The 19,612-nt window shown below is 68.9% G+C and carries 16 protein-coding genes, 2 tRNA genes and 1 pseudogene; 8 read left to right on the top strand and 11 right to left on the bottom strand.

The window, feature by feature from the left end; all coding sequences use genetic code 11:
- Window positions 1-294: 294 nt before the first annotated feature.
- A complete protein-coding gene (locus tag J7462_RS18365) occupies window positions 295-3,024 on the bottom strand; it encodes a glycosyl hydrolase (RefSeq protein WP_255597776.1) in 2,730 nt (909 codons plus the stop codon).
- Window positions 3,025-3,187: 163 nt separating this feature from the next.
- Window positions 3,188-3,958, bottom strand: a complete 771-nt coding sequence (locus J7462_RS18360) for a M23 family metallopeptidase (RefSeq protein ID WP_219465155.1) — start codon at window positions 3,956-3,958, stop codon at window positions 3,188-3,190.
- Window positions 3,959-4,123: 165 nt separating this feature from the next.
- Between J7462_RS18360 and J7462_RS18355 the strand changes: the two genes are divergently transcribed.
- From J7462_RS18355 to J7462_RS18340, 4 genes are all read left to right on the top strand, one after another.
- The gene (locus J7462_RS18355; RefSeq protein WP_219465153.1) at window positions 4,124-4,501 is read left to right on the top strand and encodes a hypothetical protein; all 378 of its coding nucleotides are present in this window, start codon (window positions 4,124-4,126) and stop codon (window positions 4,499-4,501) included.
- 73 nt (window positions 4,502-4,574) lie between these two features.
- The gene (locus J7462_RS18350) at window positions 4,575-4,742 is read left to right on the top strand and encodes a hypothetical protein (protein ID WP_219465151.1); all 168 of its coding nucleotides are present in this window, start codon (window positions 4,575-4,577) and stop codon (window positions 4,740-4,742) included.
- Window positions 4,743-4,857: 115 nt separating this feature from the next.
- Complete coding sequence (locus J7462_RS18345) at window positions 4,858-5,388, top strand: tRNA adenosine deaminase-associated protein (protein ID WP_208570818.1); 531 nt, start codon at window positions 4,858-4,860, stop codon at window positions 5,386-5,388.
- An 88-nt stretch (window positions 5,389-5,476) separates the two neighbouring features.
- The gene (locus J7462_RS18340) at window positions 5,477-5,977 is read left to right on the top strand and encodes a nucleoside deaminase (RefSeq protein WP_219470441.1); all 501 of its coding nucleotides are present in this window, start codon (window positions 5,477-5,479) and stop codon (window positions 5,975-5,977) included.
- A 121-nt stretch (window positions 5,978-6,098) separates the two neighbouring features.
- On the opposite strand, the gene deoD is transcribed toward J7462_RS18340, so the two are convergent.
- Window positions 6,099-6,809, bottom strand: a complete 711-nt coding sequence (deoD, locus tag J7462_RS18335) for a purine-nucleoside phosphorylase (RefSeq protein ID WP_219465150.1) — start codon at window positions 6,807-6,809, stop codon at window positions 6,099-6,101.
- 75 nt (window positions 6,810-6,884) lie between these two features.
- On the opposite strand from deoD, the gene J7462_RS18330 reads away from it, so the two are divergent.
- A tRNA-Ser gene (locus tag J7462_RS18330) sits at window positions 6,885-6,971 on the top strand.
- A gap of 105 nt (window positions 6,972-7,076) precedes the next feature.
- Here the strand turns inward: J7462_RS18330 and J7462_RS18325 are convergent.
- The 4 genes from J7462_RS18325 to J7462_RS18310 form a co-directional block, all read right to left on the bottom strand.
- Complete coding sequence (locus tag J7462_RS18325) at window positions 7,077-9,650, bottom strand: hypothetical protein (RefSeq protein ID WP_219465149.1); 2,574 nt, start codon at window positions 9,648-9,650, stop codon at window positions 7,077-7,079.
- 90 nt (window positions 9,651-9,740) lie between these two features.
- The gene (locus tag J7462_RS18320; RefSeq protein WP_374197584.1) at window positions 9,741-10,235 is read right to left on the bottom strand and encodes a hypothetical protein; all 495 of its coding nucleotides are present in this window, start codon (window positions 10,233-10,235) and stop codon (window positions 9,741-9,743) included.
- Between the two features lie 32 nt (window positions 10,236-10,267).
- On the bottom strand, window positions 10,268-10,882 hold the full coding sequence (locus tag J7462_RS18315; RefSeq protein ID WP_219465147.1) for a hypothetical protein: 615 nt from the start codon (window positions 10,880-10,882) through the stop codon (window positions 10,268-10,270).
- Between the two features lie 150 nt (window positions 10,883-11,032).
- On the bottom strand, window positions 11,033-11,239 hold the full coding sequence (locus tag J7462_RS18310; protein WP_088646531.1) for an AlpA family transcriptional regulator: 207 nt from the start codon (window positions 11,237-11,239) through the stop codon (window positions 11,033-11,035).
- Window positions 11,240-11,396: 157 nt separating this feature from the next.
- On the opposite strand from J7462_RS18310, the gene J7462_RS18305 reads away from it, so the two are divergent.
- On the top strand, window positions 11,397-11,645 hold the full coding sequence (locus tag J7462_RS18305; protein ID WP_219465146.1) for a flavin reductase: 249 nt from the start codon (window positions 11,397-11,399) through the stop codon (window positions 11,643-11,645).
- Between the two features lie 133 nt (window positions 11,646-11,778).
- Here J7462_RS18305 and J7462_RS18300 read toward each other — a convergent pair whose 3' ends face one another.
- The 3 genes from J7462_RS18300 to J7462_RS18290 all read right to left on the bottom strand — a co-directional run bounded on the left by J7462_RS18300 (window position 11,779) and on the right by J7462_RS18290 (window position 17,067).
- Entirely contained in the window at window positions 11,779-12,474 is a 696-nt protein-coding gene (locus J7462_RS18300) for an alpha/beta hydrolase (protein WP_219465144.1), read from the bottom strand.
- 413 nt (window positions 12,475-12,887) lie between these two features.
- Complete coding sequence (locus J7462_RS18295; RefSeq protein ID WP_219465142.1) at window positions 12,888-16,205, bottom strand: type ISP restriction/modification enzyme; 3,318 nt, start codon at window positions 16,203-16,205, stop codon at window positions 12,888-12,890.
- Window positions 16,206-16,437: 232 nt separating this feature from the next.
- Window positions 16,438-17,067: an HAD family phosphatase gene (locus tag J7462_RS18290; protein ID WP_308290931.1), complete on the bottom strand. Its 630-nt coding sequence runs from the start codon at window positions 17,065-17,067 to the stop codon at window positions 16,438-16,440.
- On the opposite strand from J7462_RS18290, the pseudogene J7462_RS18285 reads away from it, so the two are divergent.
- Window positions 17,035-17,989: pseudogene (locus tag J7462_RS18285) on the top strand (tyrosine-type recombinase/integrase); the annotation flags it as partial. The gene J7462_RS18290 and the pseudogene J7462_RS18285 overlap by 33 nt on opposite strands.
- 221 nt (window positions 17,990-18,210) lie before the next feature.
- On the top strand, window positions 18,211-19,074 hold the full coding sequence (locus tag J7462_RS18280) for an IS5 family transposase (RefSeq protein ID WP_219465140.1): 864 nt from the start codon (window positions 18,211-18,213) through the stop codon (window positions 19,072-19,074).
- A 379-nt stretch (window positions 19,075-19,453) separates the two neighbouring features.
- On the opposite strand, the gene J7462_RS18275 is transcribed toward J7462_RS18280, so the two are convergent.
- Window positions 19,454-19,538 (bottom strand) — tRNA-Ser (locus J7462_RS18275).
- Window positions 19,539-19,612 lie beyond the last annotated feature (74 nt).

The raw sequence follows: 19,612 nt of genomic DNA, 5'->3' as shown, positions 1-19,612 counted from the left end.
ACCTACGCGCCCGCGCCGCCGGTCGGGGGACGACCGGCGGCGCGGGGTGTGGACAACGGGGACCGGATCAGGAGTACGGCAGCTTCACCACCGACTGGTTGCCGGTGCCGAGGGTGGACGGGTTGACGCCGATCGCCGACCAGATCTCCACCTTGACCGTGCCGCCGGCGAGGTTGCCCAGCGTGCCGGTGGCCGAGTGCAGGCCGGCGTTCTGCGTGTAGTGCTCGTAGCCGGGCACCGGGTCGGTGGCGAAGTACCGGTAGGTCTCCACCCGGTCGAAGGTGCCGTCCCCGGTCAGGTCGTAGGAGACCCGGGCCTGCACCCCGTTGCCGACCGACTGGCCGGCGTCGAGGAACAGGTCGAACCCGGTCTGGCCCCCGGTGTAGGCGAGGTTGAGCCGGGTCGCGGTGAACACCACCGGGTTGCTGGGGGTGCCGTCGTGGTTCGCGCCCCCGGAGCCGGGGACGGTGGTCGTCGCCGCGTTGCCGGCGGAGCCGAGGCCGCCACCGGGCAGCAGGAACCGGGTCGGCGAGCCGGGCGGCGCGGTGGTCGGCGGCGGGTCGGGCTGGTCGGCGTCGGCGACGGCCCGGTCGGGGTGGGCGTCGGGGTGGGCGTCGGGGTGGGCGACGTCGTCGGGGAGGTGGTCGGCGTGGGGCTCGGGTTGGTGCCGCCGGCCGCGTTGCCACCACTCCAGGTGTACGCCCCGGTGGTGGCGGTCTTCCCGGCGGCCACGGTGAGACTGGTCCCGTCGGAGAACCGCACGGTCAGCGGCGCGGCGGTGATGTTGCTGGCCACATAGGTGCGTGCGCCGTTGCGGCTGAACACGGCGGCCAGCGGGTGGCTGGCGGTGACCGTGGTGTCGACCTGGCCGAGCGCGGCGAGGTTGCGGATCCAGTGGAAGGTGTGTGCCCGGCTCTCGCCCTCCTCCGGGGTGTAGCCGGGGTTGGCGCGCAGCTTGGCCAGTGCCGCGTCCGGGTCACCGAGGGCGAGGAACTGCCAGTGGATGTCCTGCCACACGGTGGGTTCGCCGCCGTTGTTGCGGACCAGTTCGGCGTAGTTGGTCCGGTTGTAGGCCGGCCGGTAGCCGAGGTAGAGGTGCCCGCCGGTGACGGGGAGCATGTTGATGCCCTGGATCATCTCCGGTTCGGCGCTGAACCAGGTCGCGTACGCCCCGCCGTCGCCCCAGACCATGCCGACGGTGGAGTGCCCGAACGCGGCCGGGTAGTTCTCGTCGTCGACGTCGAACCAGTACTCCTGGATGGCGGCGGCCTGGGTGGTGTAGATGAACACGCCCGCGTCCCGGACGGCGGTGTTGCCGGTGGCCTGCCCCCACTGGATCAGCGCGTTGGCGAAGTTCATCCCCTCCGACGAGGACTCCTGGTTGTTGCCGGCGTTGAACGAGCCGTGCCCGGCGGCCCAGTCGTGCCCGGCGTAGATGTCGAAGTCCCGCAGGTAGGGGAAGCGGGTGTCGGAGCGCTGGTAGTTGTTGGCGTCCCGGATGAGCAGGTCGACCATGCCGCCGTACTGGTTCTGGGTGGCCCACGTCGGGTCGAACTTGGCGAGCGTCGCCGCCGCCGCGATGAAGTACCCGTAGTGGAAGTGGTGGTCGTTGAGCTCCTGGTCGGACCCGTACGACGCCGGGTAGCCGATCAGGGTGCCCCAGTTGCGGTCGTAGTAGAAGACCTTGGCGGTCTTGCCCGGGGTGGCGGTGAACCAGTCGGTCAGGGTGCTGCGGATGGCGGCCAGCGCCGCGTTGCGGGTCTCGGTGTCGCCGACCTGGTCGGCGATCTCGGCGATCCGGGCGGCCCGGCCGAGGCCCTTGCCGGTCCAGTAGGTGTCGCCGCCGCGCTGGTCCATCGGGTTGCCCCGGACGGCGGCGAGCTGCTCCTTGAGCTGGGCCAGGTCGGTGCCGGAGCCGGTGGCCACGGCGGGCACCTCGGGCAGGACGCCGTGGAACGTCATCGTGGTGCGGAAGGAGGCCACCCCGGTCAGCACCTTCATCCGGCCGCGCGCCGACGGGTAGGTCTGGGTGAGCGGGGTGCTGCCGGCGAGCGCCTTCCACTGGTGCGGGTAGAGGCTGACCACGGTCTGGGTGGCGGTGCCCTCCCGGGCGGTGGTGGTGAACGAGTAGGTGGTGTTCACCGCGCTGGTCGCCGGGTCGTAGGTGTAGCCGACCCGGGTGCCGGTGACGTGCGCGTGGGCGTACCGGCCGTAGCTGGTGGCGAGGGTGGCGCGGGCGGTGGCGTCGGCGGTGGGCGGCAGCAGGGCGATCGAGAAGTATCCCTTGCCGGCCAGGGAGGAGCTGATCCGTCCGTTGGCGACGGTCCAGGTCGCTCCGGTCGGGGCGTACCCGACGTAGTCGTGGCCCCGGACGGTGAAGCCGATGGTGGCGCCGCTGTTGGACCAGACGGTGGCCGCGCTGCCGGTCGGGTTGATCTGGGCGTCGCCGCCGCTGGCCTGGAAGTAGGCGAACGGCAGTCCGTGGCCGATGGTGGCGCGCAGGGTCCGCGACCCGTCACTCCAGTACGGGGTGACCGTCCAGTCGGACCAGTCGTCGACCTTGACCACCGGTGCGCCGAGCGCGGCCACGCCGACCCGGATGTCCTCGGTGTAGGTGTACTTGAACTCGCCCACCCCGGTCGCGGTGCCGCTGACGGTGGCGGTCGACGGTGCCGAGAAGCCGAGCCCGTCGCTGAACGGTTGGTAGGACACCGGGTGGGCGTGCAGCGGTTCGCTGTAGGAGCAGTTCGTCTTCTTCCACAGCAGCGACGACCACCAGTCGTTGGTGGGCACCGGCCCGGCGGGGGCGTTGGCGGTGGCGAACTGGCGGGGGTTGGTGGACAGGGTGCCGCAGCCGGCGGGTAGCGGGCCGACCGGGTCGGTGGTGTAGCTGCCGGCGCCGACGGTGGCTGCCTCGGCGGGGGTGCCGGCGGTGGTGAGGGTGAGGCCGCCGACGAGGACGGTCAGCGCGGTGGTGGCGGCGAGCACCCAGGGGGCGCGGCGCCGGGGGACGGGAGGTGTCATCGTGCCTCCTCCGCGCGGGGTCGCCGGAACGACCACCTGCACGCGGTACGTCGGAATTCGGGAGGTTAGTGATTCGAGAGAGCGCTCTCTCACCTCGGGACGTTAACCGACGAGTAATACCCACGTCAATGTGTACTCCCGACGACGCGACCGTCGACGCTGGTCAGCCCGCCCCGGACGAGCCACGCGGCGCACGGGGGCAACCGTGCTCACGTTCCCACGCGGCCACCGCCGCCACCGGTGACCGGTTGCCCTTGCCCCGCCAGGAGTCCAGGTACTTCGCCGGCCACACCACACCCCGGCGGATCCACCAGTCGCCGTGCCCGGTGCACTTCGGCGACAACCCGAAGTGCAGGTGACAGACGTTGTTCGCGTTCCCCGTCCGGCCCACCTCACCGAGCTGCCGGCCGGCGGACACCCGGACCCCGGCGTCGATCCCCGCGCTGATCCTGCTCAGGTGCGACCCGTAGTACCGCACCCCGTCGTCGCCCAGCAACGACACCGACAGGCCACCGTTGTACGGCCCCAACGGCCCTTTCTTGTCGAACCGGTCCACCCGGCTCACCTCCAGGACCGTCCCGTCGGTCACCGCCACCACCGGTTCACCGCAGTCGGCGAAGATGTCGGTGCCCGGGTAACCCGAGTGTGTCGGGTGGTAGGCGACGTTGCCCGCGCGTACCGGAAAGACCCGGCGCAGGGCGGCCGGGTCCGGCGTGGCTGACGGCGACGCGGTCGGGCCGGCGGTGCCCGAGGGGGTGCCGGCCGGGCCCGTCGGGGTCGCCGGCTGGTCGCCTGTCGCCACCGCCGTCGGAGCGTCCCAGACCGGGGGCGCGGCCGGCTGGTCCGTCCCGCAGCCGGCCAGCACCGCCACCACGACCAGCAGCACGGGGTACGCCGGACGGGTGCGACGTCGGTCGGGCCGGAGCAGGGACATTCGGACATCCTGACAGACGGCTACCGTGGAGGTCGCACCGCCAGCAGCACCCGGCCGGCAGGGTGGCCACCCGTCGGCTCCCCGACGCGGGCGGCCGGCCCGTTACGGCCAGCAGCCCCGGGGCCGGATGCTGCGGGATCCGTCCCGGCCGCCAGGGGGAGCGCAGTGACGACGAACCACCAGCCCGGCCCCGTCGGGGGTCACGTCCCGTACGCCGCCTCGGGTCTGTTTCCCTCCGGGCCGCCCCGACGACCGACCTGGCGGGAACCGCACCCGGTCACCGGCGCCGCCGTGGCCTCGGGCGGCGCGCTAGCCGCCGCCTGGCTGGTGCTCTTCGGCCTGCTCGGCCGGGACGTCGCCAGCTACGCCTGGTGGACGGTGATCGCCGGTGCGCTCGCCTGGCTCGCCGCGTTGGCCCTGGTCCGCTACGGCGACCGGGGTGTCGGCACCGGCGTCGCGATCGTCACCGGGGGCGGCTGGAGCATCGCCTTCGGGATCGTCGTGGTGCGGTGGGCGACGAGCGCGGACTGGCCGATGTGGTGACTCTGCGTCGTTGCACGGCTTCGTTTGCCGCACCATCTTGACGTACCCGCTGTGACTGAGGACGCTCTTCGGTATGGCCTGGAACACCCCGCGGCTCGACTCCGAGCGGAGCCGTCGCCGCCTCCAGATTCTCGCCGAGCTGGCGGGAGCCCGTGCGGTACGCCAGCGGGTACGGCCGCAGCGGGAACGCACCGAGCGGCTACGCCAACTGATCGCCACCCGTCGCCGCGTCGCCGGCTGACGAACTTTTCCCGGATCGGCCCGCCCTTCGGGGCGTTGACCGGCCGGCTGCCGACCCGACCGGTTAACGTGCACGCGTAACGGTCGGCTGTGCCGAGTTCTTTTTTGGGGGAACCATGTCGTACTTCGCTGCTGCCGTGGTGCGCGAAGAGGGCGGCTGGAACGCCGCCGAGGTGAACCTGCGGGGTGCCACCGACATCGACGAGGTCGCCGACCGGCTGCGCGACGTCGAACCGGACGCCGACGTGTCGTTGCTCTTCGTCGAGGCCGACGACGCGTACCTGGTGCTGCTGCGCCTCGACGAGGGGGAGGACCTGCGGGTCTTCGGTTCCGACTCGGCGTACGCGGAGGAGTCCCGCCTCGGTGCGTTGCTCGTCGGCGACCTCAAGACCTCGGTCACCGGCCTCGACGACGTCGACGAACCGCCGTCGGCCACCACCAGCGGCGACGAGGAGAGCGAACAACCGGTCGTGGACCCCGAAGCGGACCCGGTCGGTGACGCCGACATCCTCGCCGACCTGGGCATCTCCGCCCAACGTCTGCTCAAGCTCTGCGCCCACGAGGGCATGCTCCCCGCCGACGTGACCGCCGAGGTCTGCCAGGTGCTCGGCTGCGCCGACGAGGTCGAGGAGCTGCGTGAGGTCTGACCGACCCGCGCAGCCACCCGACGCCGACGATCCGGCATCGCTGATCGACCCCGGTCCCGCCGGCCGCCGGCAGCGGCACGAGCGGTGGATGCGCCGCGCGCTGGAGATCGCCACCACCGGCCCGGCACCCCTTCCCGCCAGCAGCTCCGGCGGGCCCGGTCCTGGTGCGCCTGGTGCCGGGGAGTCGGCCGGGGTGGGCGGGGCGGTGGGGGACGTGCCGGTGGGGGCGGTGGTCTACGGCCCGGACGGCACCGAGCTGGCCGTCGGCCGCAACGAACGGGAGCTGACCGGCGACCCGACCGCGCACGCCGAGGTGCTGGCGTTGCGCCGGGCCGCCGCACGGTTGGGCCGGTGGCGGCTCGACGACTGCACGCTGGTGGTCACCCTGGAGCCGTGCACGATGTGCGCGGGCGCACTGGTGCTGGCCCGGATCTCGACCGTCGTCTTCGGCGCCTGGGAGCCCAAGACCGGTGCCGCCGGGTCGCTGTGGGACGTCCTGCGCGACCGCCGCCTCAACCACCGCCCCGAGGTCTACTCCGGTGTCCTGGAGACCGAGAACGCCGCCGTCCTGCGCGCCTTCTTCCGCTGACCCCGCGTCGGGTCGACGGAGCCGGGTTGGGTTGGAACGACGGGGCCGATGTTGCGGTATCGCCGGGGCGGGGACACCCCAACATCGGCCCCGTTGCGAGCCGGAGCCGTCGGGGCGGCGGTCAGGAGGTGATGGCGGTGTCCAGGGCGATCTCGACCATCTGGCCGAAGGTCTGCTCGCGCTCCTGCGCGGTGGTCTTCGCGCCGGTCTTGATGTGGTCGCTGACCGTCAGCAGGGTCAGGGCGCGGGCCTTGAACCGGGCGGCGATCGTGTAGAGGGCGGCCGACTCCATCTCCACCGCCAGCACGCCGTAGTCGGCGAGGGTGTCGTACAGGTCCGGCCGGTCGGTGTAGAAGGCGTCGGCGGCGAGGATCGGCCCGACGTGCATGGTGATGCCGCGCCGCTCGGCCACCTCGACCGAGGTACGCAGCAGCCCGAAGTCGGCGACCGGGGCGTAGTCGATCAACCCGTCGAAGCGCATCCGGTTCATGTTCGAGTCCGTCGACGACCCGATCGCCGCGACCACGTCCCGCAGTTGCAGGTCCTCGGTGAGCGCACCGCAGGAGCCGACCCGGATCAGGGTCTTCGCGCCGTACTCGTTGATCAGCTCGTGGGCGTAGATGGAGGCGGACGGCATCCCCATGCCGGAACCCTGGACGGAGACGTCCACGCCGTTCCAGCGTCCGGTGAAGCCCAACATGCCCCGCACCGTCGAGTAGCACGTGGCGTCCTCGAGGTAGGTCTCCGCGATCCACTTGGCCCGCAGCGGGTCGCCCGGCATCAGGACCCGCTCGGCGATCTCGCCCGGCTTCGCGCCGATGTGCGTACTCATGGCAAAGATCCTGCCAGGCCGGCCGGAGCGATACCGGTGCGGCATCCGAACCCGGGTTCCTGTACCCTCGTCGGCGGTGGCGTGTCCGAGTGGCCTAAGGAGCACGCCTCGAAAGCGTGTGAGGGTTTACGCCCTCCGCGGGTTCAAATCCCGCCGCCACCGCTCGTGACAAGCGAGAACGCCCGGTGCGATCCGTGAGGATCGCACCGGGCGTTCCGCGTTTGCCGGACCGGGTCGGCCCCTGGTCGGAGCCGGCCCGCGACCCGGTCAGGACGTGCCGGCGTTCCGCTGACCCACTCGGTAGGTGGCGGTGTTGCCGTCGGTGCCCAGCAGCACGGTGACCGGGCCGGGAGGCAGCGCGCAGGTGACAGTGCCCTGGGCGGCGCGGTCCGTCCCGCACGTCGACCGACCCGTCGGGTCGAAGACGGTCAGCCGGGCCCGGCCGGTGCCGGCGGTGCGCGCCCAGGTGAGGGTCTGCCGGGCGGCGTGCTGGTCGGCCGGGACGGTGAAGCAGGCCGCGAGGCGGTCCGGGCCGGTGGTCACCGTCGTGTCCGTGGTGTCCCGGGGCAGCGTCGGGCAGGCCGGCGCGTCGGTCCGGGCGAAGCCCACCGTGTACGCCAGCTGCGTCACGAAGGTGTGCCCGGTGAGCAGCGCCGAGTGCGGTGCCGGGCCGTCCAGTACGCAGCCGTGCCAGGTGTACCACCAGAGGCTGCACTCCGGCTCGCCGTCCGCGTCCACGATGTCGACGTTCAGCTCGGCGTCGACAGGCAGCAGCGTGGCGATCGACGCCCCGGACGGGGTGGGCAGGACCACGCAGTCGATCTGGCCGGAGGTGTCGATCCGGCCCCGGTACGGCGCGTCGGCCCAACCGGCGTCGGAGACGGGTGTGCACCCGGTCGGCCGCAGCGGCAGCAGGGACACCGCGAACTCGGTGGTGCTGGTGGCGTCCCTGCTGGCCAGCAGGGTGTGCCGGCCGGCGGGCAGCGGGCAGCGGACCTGGGCGCAGACCGTCCGGCCGGCGGTGTCGAGGACCCGGGCGAACGTGGTCACGTTGTCGCTGTGCAGGGCGGTCACCCGGTAGACCCCGGCGGCCGGGACGTCCAGGATCCGGCACGCGACCGGGGCCGGGGCACCGGTGGGTGCCGTGCCGTAGCTGCCGGGCCGGACCGTGGGGCAGCCCACCGGGTCGGAGATCCGCCTGATGGCCAGCGGGTACGTCTCGGGGGTGTTCCCGGTCCACTCCCGGTATGAGATCACCCGGTAGTCGCCGTCGGCCGGGAGCACGCAGCCGACCTGGTCGGAAGGCTCAGTGCAGATCCGTTCGCCACCGCTGTCCATCGTCCAGCGTGCGCCGGACACGATGACCCGTTCACCTGCCAGGCCGGTGAAGGGATGGCAGTCGGTCTGTACCCGGGCGAGCTGGCGTACCTGGAGGGCCGGTTGGTCCCAGGGGGTGTAGCCGGTGTTCGGCGCGCATCCGTCGGCCCGGTCGAGCGGGTTCAGCGCCACCTCGTACCGGTGAGGCCGGTCGGCGTAGAGGGGACTGCTGACCAGCAGGGTGTACCGGCCGGCGGCCGGCACGGTGCAGACCGGGATGCCCTCCCGGGCGCAGACCTGAGCGCCCGTGGCATCCAGCACCTGCCAGTCGAAGCTGGTGGCGTCGAGGCTGACGGCGCGGACGAGCAGCGGCCGGGCCGCGTCGGTGCTGAAGGTGTGGCAGGTCGTCTCGCCGGCCGGGGTAACGCCACTGTTCACGGCGCTGCCCGGGTCGCCGTACGGGGCGAGCGGCAGGCTCTGGCAGCCCGCCGGGTCGGACAGTCGCCGCGCCTTGACCAGGTGGGTGCCCTCCTTGCCGTACTGTTCCCAGCTCAGCAGCCGGTAGGGGCCCGGCCGTTCGAGCCAGCAGTCACCGCCGCCGTAGCTCAACTCGCAGAGCGTTCCGAACTGCCCGTCGAGGATCAGCCCACGGATGTCGCGCGGACCGCCCGGGTCGACGAACCGCAGCAGCGCGCCGCGCGGCTGGTCGAACAGGTGGCACCGGGCCGCCGCCCCGGCCGGCAGTGTCACCGTGCTTCCCGGTGACCCGAAGTCGAACAGGTCCGCCGGCAACTGCCCGCAGCTCGACGGGGTATGCGTCGACTCGGCCGCGATCGTGTAGTTCCCCCGCCCGGTCGAGTACGGCAACCGCAGGGTGATCCGGTAGGTCCCGGCGGCACCGACCCGACAGCGGTTCGCGTCCACGCCGAGCCGGCACAACTCGCGACCTGCGGCATCGGCGACCCGGCCGCCGACGGAGTCCGGCCCGGAGCCCCGCCCGAGCTGGATCAGCAGCAGATCGTCGGCGGTGGTGGTGACGGTCCAGACGTCCTGCGCCTGGTCGACGATCGCGGTGCAGGTGAAGACCCTGCCGAGGGCCAGAACGCCGCCGCAGCGGGAGCGGGGTGGCTTGGCCGGCCGGACGATGGTGGTGGACCGGGTACGTGGCTGTCCGGTGCTCAGCCCGGCGGCCTGCGTACCGGGGGCCGGGGTCGTCGCCAGTTGTGGTGCGGTCCGCTCGGCTGCGGGAACCGGCACGTCCCGGTCCGGTGTGTTCCGGCCGGATCCGGTGGCCGGCATCTTCCGGGCGGTGGCGGCCGGCGACCCCGGGTCCGATGTGGCGGGTGCCGGCGGGTGGGTCGCCGCGCTGTCTGACGTACCGACCGCTGCAGCCGGGGTCGGTGCCCCGTCACCTGCGGCGATCGGGCCGACGGCCAGGGCCGGGACGAGCAGGGCGGCCAGCGCGAGGCGTGGCAGTGACTTCCCGGCCCGGATCACCGGGCGGGACAGGACGGTACGTGACATCGATCCCCCGTGTGCTGCCGACGCCGACCGCGTGGCCAGGAGATGGTCCCATCGGGGCCGGTCGCGGACAATCCACGTCGCGGTTGCAGTTCAGCAGGGGCTGTGGCCTTCGTCGAAGAGGCGGCGGGCCCAGTCGGCGTACCCGGCGATGATCTCCCGGACGGCCGTGCCGTCGTGCAGGAAGAGGTAGCCCCGGTCGCCGTCGCGGGCCAGCAGCCCGTCGAACCGGTACGTCCGTGGTGGCGCGTGCAGCCGGACGGATGACGGGTAGCGGCTCAACACCTCGGCGACGGGGGTGCCGACCGTGATCCCCTCCGGGGTGCTCATCGGGTCGTCGAGCCAGAGCAGCACCAGCCGGTCGTCGACGAAGATCGGGCTGGCCGTGCCGTGCCCGGCCAGCGTCATACCGCAGGTGTCGGCACCGGCGCGCAGCACCCCGCGTCGGGTCAGCTCCGTCTCGCTGGCACCGAACTCGGCCCCGGCCAACCCGTGCAGCCCGACCACCTGACTGGCCCCGATCGGCTGCGCCGGGACGTCGGGCCCCGATGGATGGGTGCCGCTGCCCGACGCCGAGGCAGCCACCAGTAACGCCGCAAGGACGGCAAATTGTCGCAATTTCATAGAATCCCCCAGTCCCCAACGGGACCGGGGCGTTCAGGTTGCTGGTCGGGCGGGAATTGCTGCTCTTCCCATTCCTCGGCCAGTTCGTCCCAGTAGTCGGCGGTCAGCCCGCGCCGGCCGTGGGTCAGCCAACCGGCGGTGTTCCGCTCCAGGTGCAGGCCCAGCTCGGCGAACGGGTCGAGCCACCGGCCGGGCTCCACGCCGAGGCGGGCCAGCGCCGCGTTGATCGGCCACTCCTCGCGCGGCAGCGTGAAGGTCGAGTCGAAGCGCGGACCCCAGCTCAACCGGCCGCCCAACCAGACCGCCGACGCCTGGTGGCCGAGCCCACCGGCGAACTCCGCCTCCAGGTAGGCCACCGGCCCCCGCCGCGACCAGCGGTCCAGCAGCCCACCCAGCGCCGGCGAGATCACCAGCTCGAACGGCTGCCCGGCGGTCGGCTCCTCGGGATGGAAATCCGGCAGCCCGCCGGTCAGCTCCTCGACCAGTTGCGGGGTCACCGGCAGCAGCGCGAAATCCTGTCGGAGCGCGGCAAGCACCGCGTGATCCAGGTCGGCGGTCTGCTCGCGCAGCAGCTCGACGTCTGCGACGACCGCGCTGAGCTGGTAACTCATCCGATCCCCCCGCCGTCCACACCCTGTGGATAGCACATGTGTACGACGGGTCCGGGGCCGCCGTGATTGCCCGCACCGTACCGGGGTTCGAGGCGGGAGGCGTGCCGGAGCACTGGCTCCGGTGGATGCCCTGCCCGATGAGTCGGGTGACTACTCGTCGTCTTCCGCAGGTGGGCGGGGCGGGCGGTGGTGGCGTGCCCACTCGTCCACCTCGTCCGCGTCCCAGACCGTGGTGCCGATCAGGCGGGCGAGTGGTTCGGGGAAGCCGGGTCGGCGGGTGATCTGTAGGACCCGTTGCCGCGACACGTTGAACAGGGCGGCCAGTTCGCCCGGTCCGTACAAGCGCGGTCGCTTCACCGTTCGACCGTAAGCACGGCGTCAGCTTGACTATCGCTACTTGCTGATTGACAAGTGCATGCCGGGTGGGGTGAGGTAGAGATGGCCCTTGGCCTGCTGGAGGAGCTTCCCGGCGGGTCGGGGTGCCGTGAAGACCGACCCTCACCTCGGAGGCGAGATGCAGAGACACGCACCGCTCAAACCCCTCTGGATCTGCACGGCCGATGCGCTGCCCTGGCCCTGCGGGAGGGCTCGACTCGACCTGGTCGCCGACTACGCGGGGGAGCGGGTCAATCTCGCTGTCGACCTTGCCGAGTTGTTCCGGGAGGCGATGGCCGATCTCACCCGGATCTGCCCCGAGCCGCCCGACCCGATCGCCACGTACCAGCGCTTCCTCGGCTGGGTGAAGACGACGCCCCGGGCCTGAACCCCCCTGCCCGCCCTGTCCTGGCACAGCTTCGGGAAGCGACGAAAGGTCGGCTCCCGATCAGGGCCGACCCTCGCGCTGGTGCTGTTCAGACGAGCGGAGGATGAACGGTATGCGTCCCGCGCATACGTCGTCAGTCGTGTTCGACGGCGATCTCCCGCAGCAGAGCGGCGAGCAGCTCCGGGTGGGAGAGCATCGGGTGGTGCCCGGTAGCCAGTTCCACAGTCCGCCCCGCTCGTGCCGCCTGGGCGCGCTGCACCTCCGGCGGGGTGGCCCGGTCCCCGGCGCACACCACCGCCGTCGACGGGGTCGACCGCCAGCCCGCGTACCGGGCAGGGGTGGTGAGCACGGCGGCGTCCTGCCGGACCAACCTGGCCATGGCGCCCTCCACCGTCGCCGCGTCACAGTCGTGCAGGAACAGCGGCGGGACCAGTTCGGGCCGGGCCGCGAACGTGCCGTCGGGGAAGAACTCCAGGTGGGGCGCGGGTCCGCTGGGCCCGAGATCGGCCAGGGACTCACCCACGTCGGGCAGGAAGGAGCTGACGTAGACGAGGTGCCGGACATCCCCGGCGTCGGCCGCCGCAGTGGCGACCATCCCGCCGTAGGAGTGGGCGACGAGGATCGCCGGCCCGGCGTCGCGCAGGACCCGACGGGTCTCCTCGACGTCGTCGTCCAGCCCCGACGGTCGGCGCGAGTCCGGCAGCTCGCCGCAGCTCGGTAGCCGTACCGCGACGCTCGCCGTCCCGCCGGCCGCGAGCAGCGCGTCGATCCGGGACCACCACCACGCCCCGTCGCGTACGCACGCCCCGTGCACGAAGACGATCCGCATGGCTGCCTCCTCACCGGGCGGCACCCCACCACCCCACCTGCGCCGACCCTAGAGACCGGGGCGGGGTACGGTACGCCCGTTCTGCCACGGGCATAGCGCAGCGGGACCGGGTGCTACCGGCGGACGCGGACGCTCGGCCGGGCGTCGGAGGAAACAACGAAGGGTCGGCTCCCGACCGGGGCCGACCCTCGCGTTGGTGCTGCTCAGACGAGCGGAGGATACGAGATTCGAACTCGTGAGGGTTTTATCCCAACACGCTTTCCAAGTCTGTTGTCCCACGTTCGCCCAGCGCACAGACCGTACCGAGCCCCAGCGCCCGCGCGGGGCGGAACCTGGCCGGACAACTCTGAACGTGGGCGAACGAGACGACAACTGAGACGGCGAGACCAGAGGTGAAACCGAGCCCGGCCGATCTATACATCCTGTATCAGGCTGCCCTCATAGCGCGGAGACATATCTCGCTTCTTGACGGTGGGCCACCGAACCCCAAGCTCCGCGAGTTCGGAGGCGGTGTAGAGGCCGGTCCCAGTGATCCTGGTCAGCAAGGATTCCTGTTCCGGCTCCAGTTCGACGAGCCGTGTCAATACCGTGAGGAGATCGACCAGGTCCCTGGTCCACTCATTAGGCCATGATTCAACGTGGACAAAGTCCAAAGGACTTGTCTTTTTGCCGCCCGGATTCCTCTTGCGGTAGTTGAACCATGACCAGAGGACGTTCACGCCCCCGACATCGTAGTTCCAAACAGCGGGCAATACTGGCCCCCAACGCCCCTCGCCGAGGCAGAGGATAAGGCGTTCCTCGTCATAAATCATCGCCTCTGGCATTTGGGACACCGGCTCCAGGCTAAGGGGCTGCCGGGAGTCTCCGGCGAGGAACCGTACGTTTCCCTTCGGTCGCCCCTCGTTTTCGTCCCAGAACCGGGCACCATAGGTGTGGAGCCAGATAACTTGCTTACCGAGAGAGACAGCCTTCCCCCAGAGTTCCGCGTCGCGAGTAACCGGAACCCGTACGCCGGGGGTAGTAAGTTCGTCCTGGAAGTGGCTCGTAAATCCCCTGTGGCTTACAACGCCTGCAATGTACGCAGCAACGTCCCACTCGCCAATAGGCAGACCTAGTTCCTCGCTTAGCTTTTCCCGGAGTCTCGGCGGCGCATTGAGCGAGCCATCCGGGTGAAGCATTGGCAAAGCGCGGCCACCTCGGTTATTAAAGTGGTTGGCCTCAGGGACTAGTGCAGTAAAAATGATGCCCGGCCCCGATGAGATGCTCTTCGAATGTTGCTCAATCCCGAAGACCTGGCTCTCTGAGTGCGACGCCCAGAGTGCAGTCGAAGCCGAGTGGATTAACCGGTGATCTGGAATGATCCATTGCCGGTCGAAGGAGCGAAATCCCACGAGAACCGGAACCGGCAGCGGGCCTCGCTCTTCGCGGAATGGGCGCTGCCCAGACTCCACCCGGATCCCTGGCAATGACTTCTTTACCTTCACAAGGTTCGCATCACGGCTTTCCTTGAACAGTTCACGCTTCACTTCGAGGTCGGGCTCGGACGTGATCGTGTTCCATCGCTTCGCTAGGACCTCTTGATCGGCCGAGTAGATCCAGGTTCGATTCGCCAGGATTCCGGTCGTATTCCAAGGAAAGAGATCACCTAGCGCCGGCCATGAATCCCAAGCTCCGCCCGCGGCAGGCGTAAAGGGATCTTGCCATCCGGTTCGAGCTTCACGCCAATCGCCACCATCCAACTCAAGCTGAGCTAGCGCCTCATACTTTTCTTCCTTCCGGCCGTATACCTCGGTGTAGCGGATACGGGCAGGGGCATCGTTGGATGATGAGCCGTCCCGAACGAAGATCCCGATGGCCAGCGTTGCACCAACCCCAGGGAAGAAGCGAGTGGCGGCGTCAGGCCTGATACCTTCCGGCGTAACGTTGATAACCCAACCCTCGGATGCCTTTCGCCGAAGGTATTCGCGCATGCCCTTGAAGGCTGGGCCATGCGTGTAACTGTTCGGCGTGATGAAGCAGACAACCCCCAGGTTGTCTGACTCATGCGCATCGAATACCTTCCAGCAAGCCCAGCGCCAGAAGTAAACGTATGCGGTATTCATGCGGAACTCGGCAAGCCCGTTGCCGTTAGCTCGGAAATCGTCAAGAAGGACCCTGCCGCGCTTGCGACTCGCCTTTCCTTCGGACCCAAACCTCACCCAGCCGCCCTGGCTCTGGTCCCGATCAAGATAAGGAGGGTTGCCGATCACGACGGTAACGGGCACATCCGCCTTGACTTCGTTGGCTCTCTTGCGGGACGCAGCAATGGTGCCCAGGCCAGATCCGAGCTGCTCGACATCGACATATGGGTCGTCCAGGGTGTCAGTTACATATGTTCTCATGCCACTGGCCGAACCCTCGGCACCAAACTTCCGGAGGAGATCCGTTATCCGCAGCTCTGCTACGGCATAAGGGCCCATCTGGAGCTCGAAGCCGATGAGCCGTTGTATCAGCGACTGCACTGCCGACTGAACCGCGCCCTTGACTGCCCCCGGGCCATCCCGCAGGGCTTCCTGACCCTCTACATCGGCCACGCGACTTATGACCTCATGTAGATAGGTCCCGGTGCCCATGGCTGGATCAACCGTCCGCACCCGATCAGACGAAAAGCCAGAATTCTCAGCTAGCCGAGTCTTGAGGACGCTCTCAGTCAGCCGTACCATTTCCGCGACGACCTCGCGCGGCGTGTAGTAAGAGCCGGACCTCTGGCGTAGGTCCGGATCATAGATCTCTAGGAAGTTCTCGTATAGATGGAGGTATGTGTCACGACTGCCGGATCTTACCCGCACCCAGTTGACAGCGCTGATTACCCGAGTAAGGAGGTCAAGCGTGACTCGGAAATCTCCTGCAAGATTGTCTGTCAAGAGTTGTAGCGCACGGCCCATAAGGGAGTGCTCTTCTGCCATGCGCGTGCCGACGTCATGGAGGCTTCCATCGGTCAGTGAGATTCCTTCACTGCGCGCCAAAAGAAGTGCAAACGTCACAGTTTGGGCGTAGCCATCCGCGAAGGTGCCGTCATCTGCTTGCGGAAAGAGAAGGGAGCGCCAGTCGGAAGCCAGGCCAAGAAATGGCTGAGTCCACTTTTCGTCACCAGCCGCAACCCGTCTGCGCTCATCATAAAGCTGGTCGAGTACTTCTCCCCTGAGTAGGCGTGTAAGGGGCGCGATAGCGCGAACGAGTGCACCGACTGAGGTGATAGGGGCAGGGCTCCACCGCAAAAAGTTGGTAACTAGCTGCTCGAATTCCTGCCCCGGCGTCGTAAGGCCGTTGCCTGCTGTCTCTAGAGGGCCACCTTCAAGCGTGACGGTCGCAAGGAGTTCTCCATCTCGCCACAGCCGCCAATCGGAGCCATTCGTGTAAATAAGGTTCGGTAGATCTCGTTGGCGAAGCCACTGATTCAGGTCATGACCTCTGAAAGAGCCCGGATCGATTGACTTCCCGGGTCGCTTCACTTCGACATAACCAGTTATTGCGCCATTCACGCTGATGGCGTAATCCGGGCGCACACCCCGTTCCGTGTCTCGAACCTCATCGTGGGGCACGACTTTCAGGCCGAGACGCTTCCCCACTGCCGCAAGGAGAACCTCAATCGGCGCACGGATGGCCGCCTCAGCGTCACCTGGACCCGACAACTTGTCGGCGCAAGCCTGGCCGAACTCCTGCAACGCGCTGGCCAGCCAAGCTGAGTTCACACCCGCCGCCATTAGCTACCTCCCCCGGGGCACACGTAGCGGTCAGCGTACGGCAAGCCGGTTCTGACGCAAGGACCGCTGGTAGGGGCAAGGTCGTTCTATCGCCAGACCAAGCCGCCTGACAGAGGCTCGTAACGCCGGGCCGGACAACAGGGGAGCGGACGGAGGTGCAAGCTTGAAGCCGGTGACCCTCGCCTTCGCGATTACTTATCGGGTTATCCAGGCCCCGAAGTCAGCTCATCTCAATTAGTGCGTGTGCGACCTCGCGCATACTCGTGACGACCGAATGTGCGGCGGCAGCGCGGAATTGCTCGACCTTCGGTAGTCGATTCGCATAGCCGATTACCCGTACCCCAGCCGCCCGCGCTCCCTCGATGTCTGAAAGCGAGTCGCCGATGAGAACACGGCGAGCGGGTGGCTGGCCCAGGATGCGGACGGCTTGCAGGATCGGTTCCGGGTTCGGCTTCATGCGGGTCGGGTCGGCGTACGCCCGACCGACCACCGGCGACACGTACCCGGCGAGCCGGTGCGCTGCCAGGTAGGCCACCATCGCGCCGGCAGAGTTGTTGCTGACCACCGCAACCGGTAGACCCACCTGCTGTGCAGCCACTATCACCTCGCGGCTGTAGGGCGTCGGTTCGGCGGTCTCGACCGCCCGGCGCTCAGCGGCGCAAAGCGCATCCTCTACCGCTCGGGTGGCGCTCTGTTCGCCGGCCGCCCCGGTGCGGCGCAGTACCTCAAGCGGGTCCGGCTCACTGGCGAGATCGGGCGGCACGTCAACGCCGTGCCGCCACAGCACTTCAACCAGCTCGGCCGCAACCTGCGGCGCGCCCACCGTCTCGACCGCCTGGAGCCGGAGCACCTGGAGAAGCTTTACGGCCGGATGATGGCCAACGGCAGCGCGGCTGGCACCGCCCACCAGGCGCACCGGACGATCCGTACGGCCCTCGGGAAGGCGGTCCGCCGTGGGCACCTCGCCCGGAATCCCGCCGCGCTGGCCAAGCCGCCCCGCCTCCCGGATTCCGAGGTGCAGCCGTACACCATCCCCGAGGTGCAGGCGATCCTTCGGGCGGCAGCGTCGCGGAGGAACAGTGCCCGGTGGGCCGTGGCGCTTCGCCCTGGGGCTGCGCCAGGGCGAAGCGCTCGGCCTGAAATGGCCGGACGTGGATTTGGACCACGGGACGCTCACCGTGCGCCGCGCGCTTCTCCAGCCGAAATGGCAGCACGGCTGCGACGGGAAGTGTGAGCAGAAGTTGCCCGGCCAGTGCCCGGACCGAGTGAACGAACGGCCGGTGGCAGCGGACACGAAATCCCGTGCTGGTCGTCGCTCCATCTGCCTGCCGGACGCCCTGGTCGCCTTGCTGCGGCAGCACCGGAAAGAGCAGGACGCCGAGCGCGAAACCGCCGCCCAGCTCTGGCGCGATGAGGGCTGGGTGTTCGCCTCGCCAACCGGCCAGGCGATCCATCAGGCGACGGACTACGACGAGTGGAAACGACTGCTCAAGCTCGCCGGAGTGCGGGACGGCCGGCTACACGACGCCCGCCACACCGCCGCTACCGCGCTCCTGGTCCTCGGCGTCTCCGGCCGCGCCGTGATGGGCATCATGGGCTGGTCGAACTCGGCGATGGCGGTCCGCTACCAGCACATGACCGACCAGGTACGCCGGGACATCGCGCAGCAGCTCGGCAGGCTGCTCTGGGGCGACCCGCCGACCGGGCCGGGGGAGGGGGCCACCAAGCCGCCGCCCGACCAGCCGGAACAGGGCAACCGAGACGACAACTGACTGGACGTTTCCTTCACCTTCACGCCAGTGTGACCGATTAGCGCCCCGGCCTTGGCCGGGCAACATGTCCCACTCCGGGTAGAATAGCCTCATCCCGCCCGGCTCAACCCTGACCAGAAACGCAGCATTTCACCCCGGAATGGCGTCTGGTTCACATTCGGCTATACATCGACGGACATGACGTCCGCCCAGCCGTCGCCCCGACACCGTACGCCTACTGCATGACCGCACGACGCCCCTACCCGTCCGACCTGTCCGACGCCCGGTGGGCCCTCATCGCACCCCGGCTGACCGCATGGCGACAGGCCCGCACCGATGCCGGCGTCAGCGGCCGGACCCCCACCCACGACCTACGCGAGATCTTCAACGCGATCCTCTACGTCAACCGCACCGGCATCGCCTGGCGCTACCTGCCCCACGACTTCCCACCCCACCCGACGGTCTACGGCTACTTCGCCGCTTGGAGCAAGGAAGGCATCTTCACCGCACTCAACTACCAACTCACCGGCCTCGTCCGCGACCACCACGGCCGCACCATCGCCCCCACCGCGTCCATCATGGACAGCCAGAGCGTCAAGACCTCCACCAACGTGCCACTGTCCACACAGGGCACCGACGCCGGCAAGAAGATCGTCGGCCGCAAACGCGGCATCATCACCGACACCCTCGGCCTCCTCCTCGCCGTCACCGTCTGCGCCGCCAGCGCCAGCGACAACACCATCGGCATGGACCTACTCGACCAGGCCACCACCACCTACCCCACCCTCACCAAAACCTGGGTCGACGCCGGCTTCAAAAACCGCGTCATCGAACACGGCGCCCACCTCGGAGTCGACGTCGAGATCGTCACCAAAGACCCACAGATCAAGGGCTTCAGCGTCGTCAAACGCCGATGGGTCGTCGAACGCACCATCGGCTGGCTCATGCACCACCGCCGACTCGTCCGCGACTACGAAACCCGACCCGACAACTCCGCCAGCATGATCACCCTCGCCATGATCGACAACCTCGCCAAACGCCTCACCACCGAAACCACCCCAACCTGGCGAGAAACCCCACAACCACAAAACACACAAAATACGTGAATCAGACGTCCTCTGACTGGACGTCTTGTTCACGTTACGTCTGATTAGCCCGACCATACAACTGAAGATCATCGACCGGCCTGCCGGTTTCATTGCAGTTCCGCCCTGATCGACAGCATTCGCGAACGTCCAGCTTTAGCGCTTTTGCTACGCCATGAGTGTCTGGCTGGATTTTGTCCGCAAGTCGCTAACAGCCGGCACACTGCAGGGGCCGTCGCACTCATGTATTGCCCGGCTGGCCCACCCATATAGGGCCAAGGGCCTCAAAACGGCAAACGTGAATCAGGATCAGACGTCCTCTGAGACGAGAGCGACGGTAGAGACGATTCAGGGCCGGTCCCCGTGGGGCCGGCCCTGACGTTCGTGCTGCTCGTGTGAGCGGAGGATACGAGATTCGAACTCGTGAGGGTTTTATCCCAACACGCTTTCCAAGCGTGCGCCCTAGGCCTCTAGGCGAATCCTCCGCGAGCCAGGATACAGGTCCCCGCCCGCCGGGCCACCCCACCACCCCCTGAAGATCCACCGGGGGTCGGGTAGG

It is taken from the genome of Micromonospora sp. RL09-050-HVF-A (assembly GCF_019374995.1).
Classification (GTDB): domain Bacteria; phylum Actinomycetota; class Actinomycetes; order Mycobacteriales; family Micromonosporaceae; genus Micromonospora; species Micromonospora antibiotica.
This window is presented reverse-complemented; position numbering and strand designations above follow the sequence as displayed.

Bases quoted from the DNA above. Each gene is read 5' to 3' on its own strand.
- J7462_RS18365 (WP_255597776.1), bottom strand. From the start codon at position 3,024: ATGACACCTCCCGTCCCCCGGCGCCGCGCCCCCTGGGTGCTCGCCGCC.
- J7462_RS18360 (WP_219465155.1), bottom strand. From the start codon at position 3,958: ATGTCCCTGCTCCGGCCCGACCGACGTCGCACCCGTCCGGCGTACCCC.
- J7462_RS18350 (WP_219465151.1), top strand. From the start codon at position 4,575: ATGGCCTGGAACACCCCGCGGCTCGACTCCGAGCGGAGCCGTCGCCGC.
- J7462_RS18345 (WP_208570818.1), top strand. From the start codon at position 4,858: ATGTCGTACTTCGCTGCTGCCGTGGTGCGCGAAGAGGGCGGCTGGAAC.
- J7462_RS18340 (WP_219470441.1), top strand. From the start codon at position 5,477: ATGCGCCGCGCGCTGGAGATCGCCACCACCGGCCCGGCACCCCTTCCC.
- deoD (WP_219465150.1), bottom strand. From the start codon at position 6,809: ATGAGTACGCACATCGGCGCGAAGCCGGGCGAGATCGCCGAGCGGGTC.
- J7462_RS18325 (WP_219465149.1), bottom strand. From the start codon at position 9,650: ATGTCACGTACCGTCCTGTCCCGCCCGGTGATCCGGGCCGGGAAGTCA.
- J7462_RS18315 (WP_219465147.1), bottom strand. From the start codon at position 10,882: ATGAGTTACCAGCTCAGCGCGGTCGTCGCAGACGTCGAGCTGCTGCGC.
- J7462_RS18305 (WP_219465146.1), top strand. From the start codon at position 11,397: ATGCAGAGACACGCACCGCTCAAACCCCTCTGGATCTGCACGGCCGAT.
- J7462_RS18300 (WP_219465144.1), bottom strand. From the start codon at position 12,474: ATGCGGATCGTCTTCGTGCACGGGGCGTGCGTACGCGACGGGGCGTGG.
- J7462_RS18280 (WP_219465140.1), top strand. From the start codon at position 18,211: ATGACCGCACGACGCCCCTACCCGTCCGACCTGTCCGACGCCCGGTGG.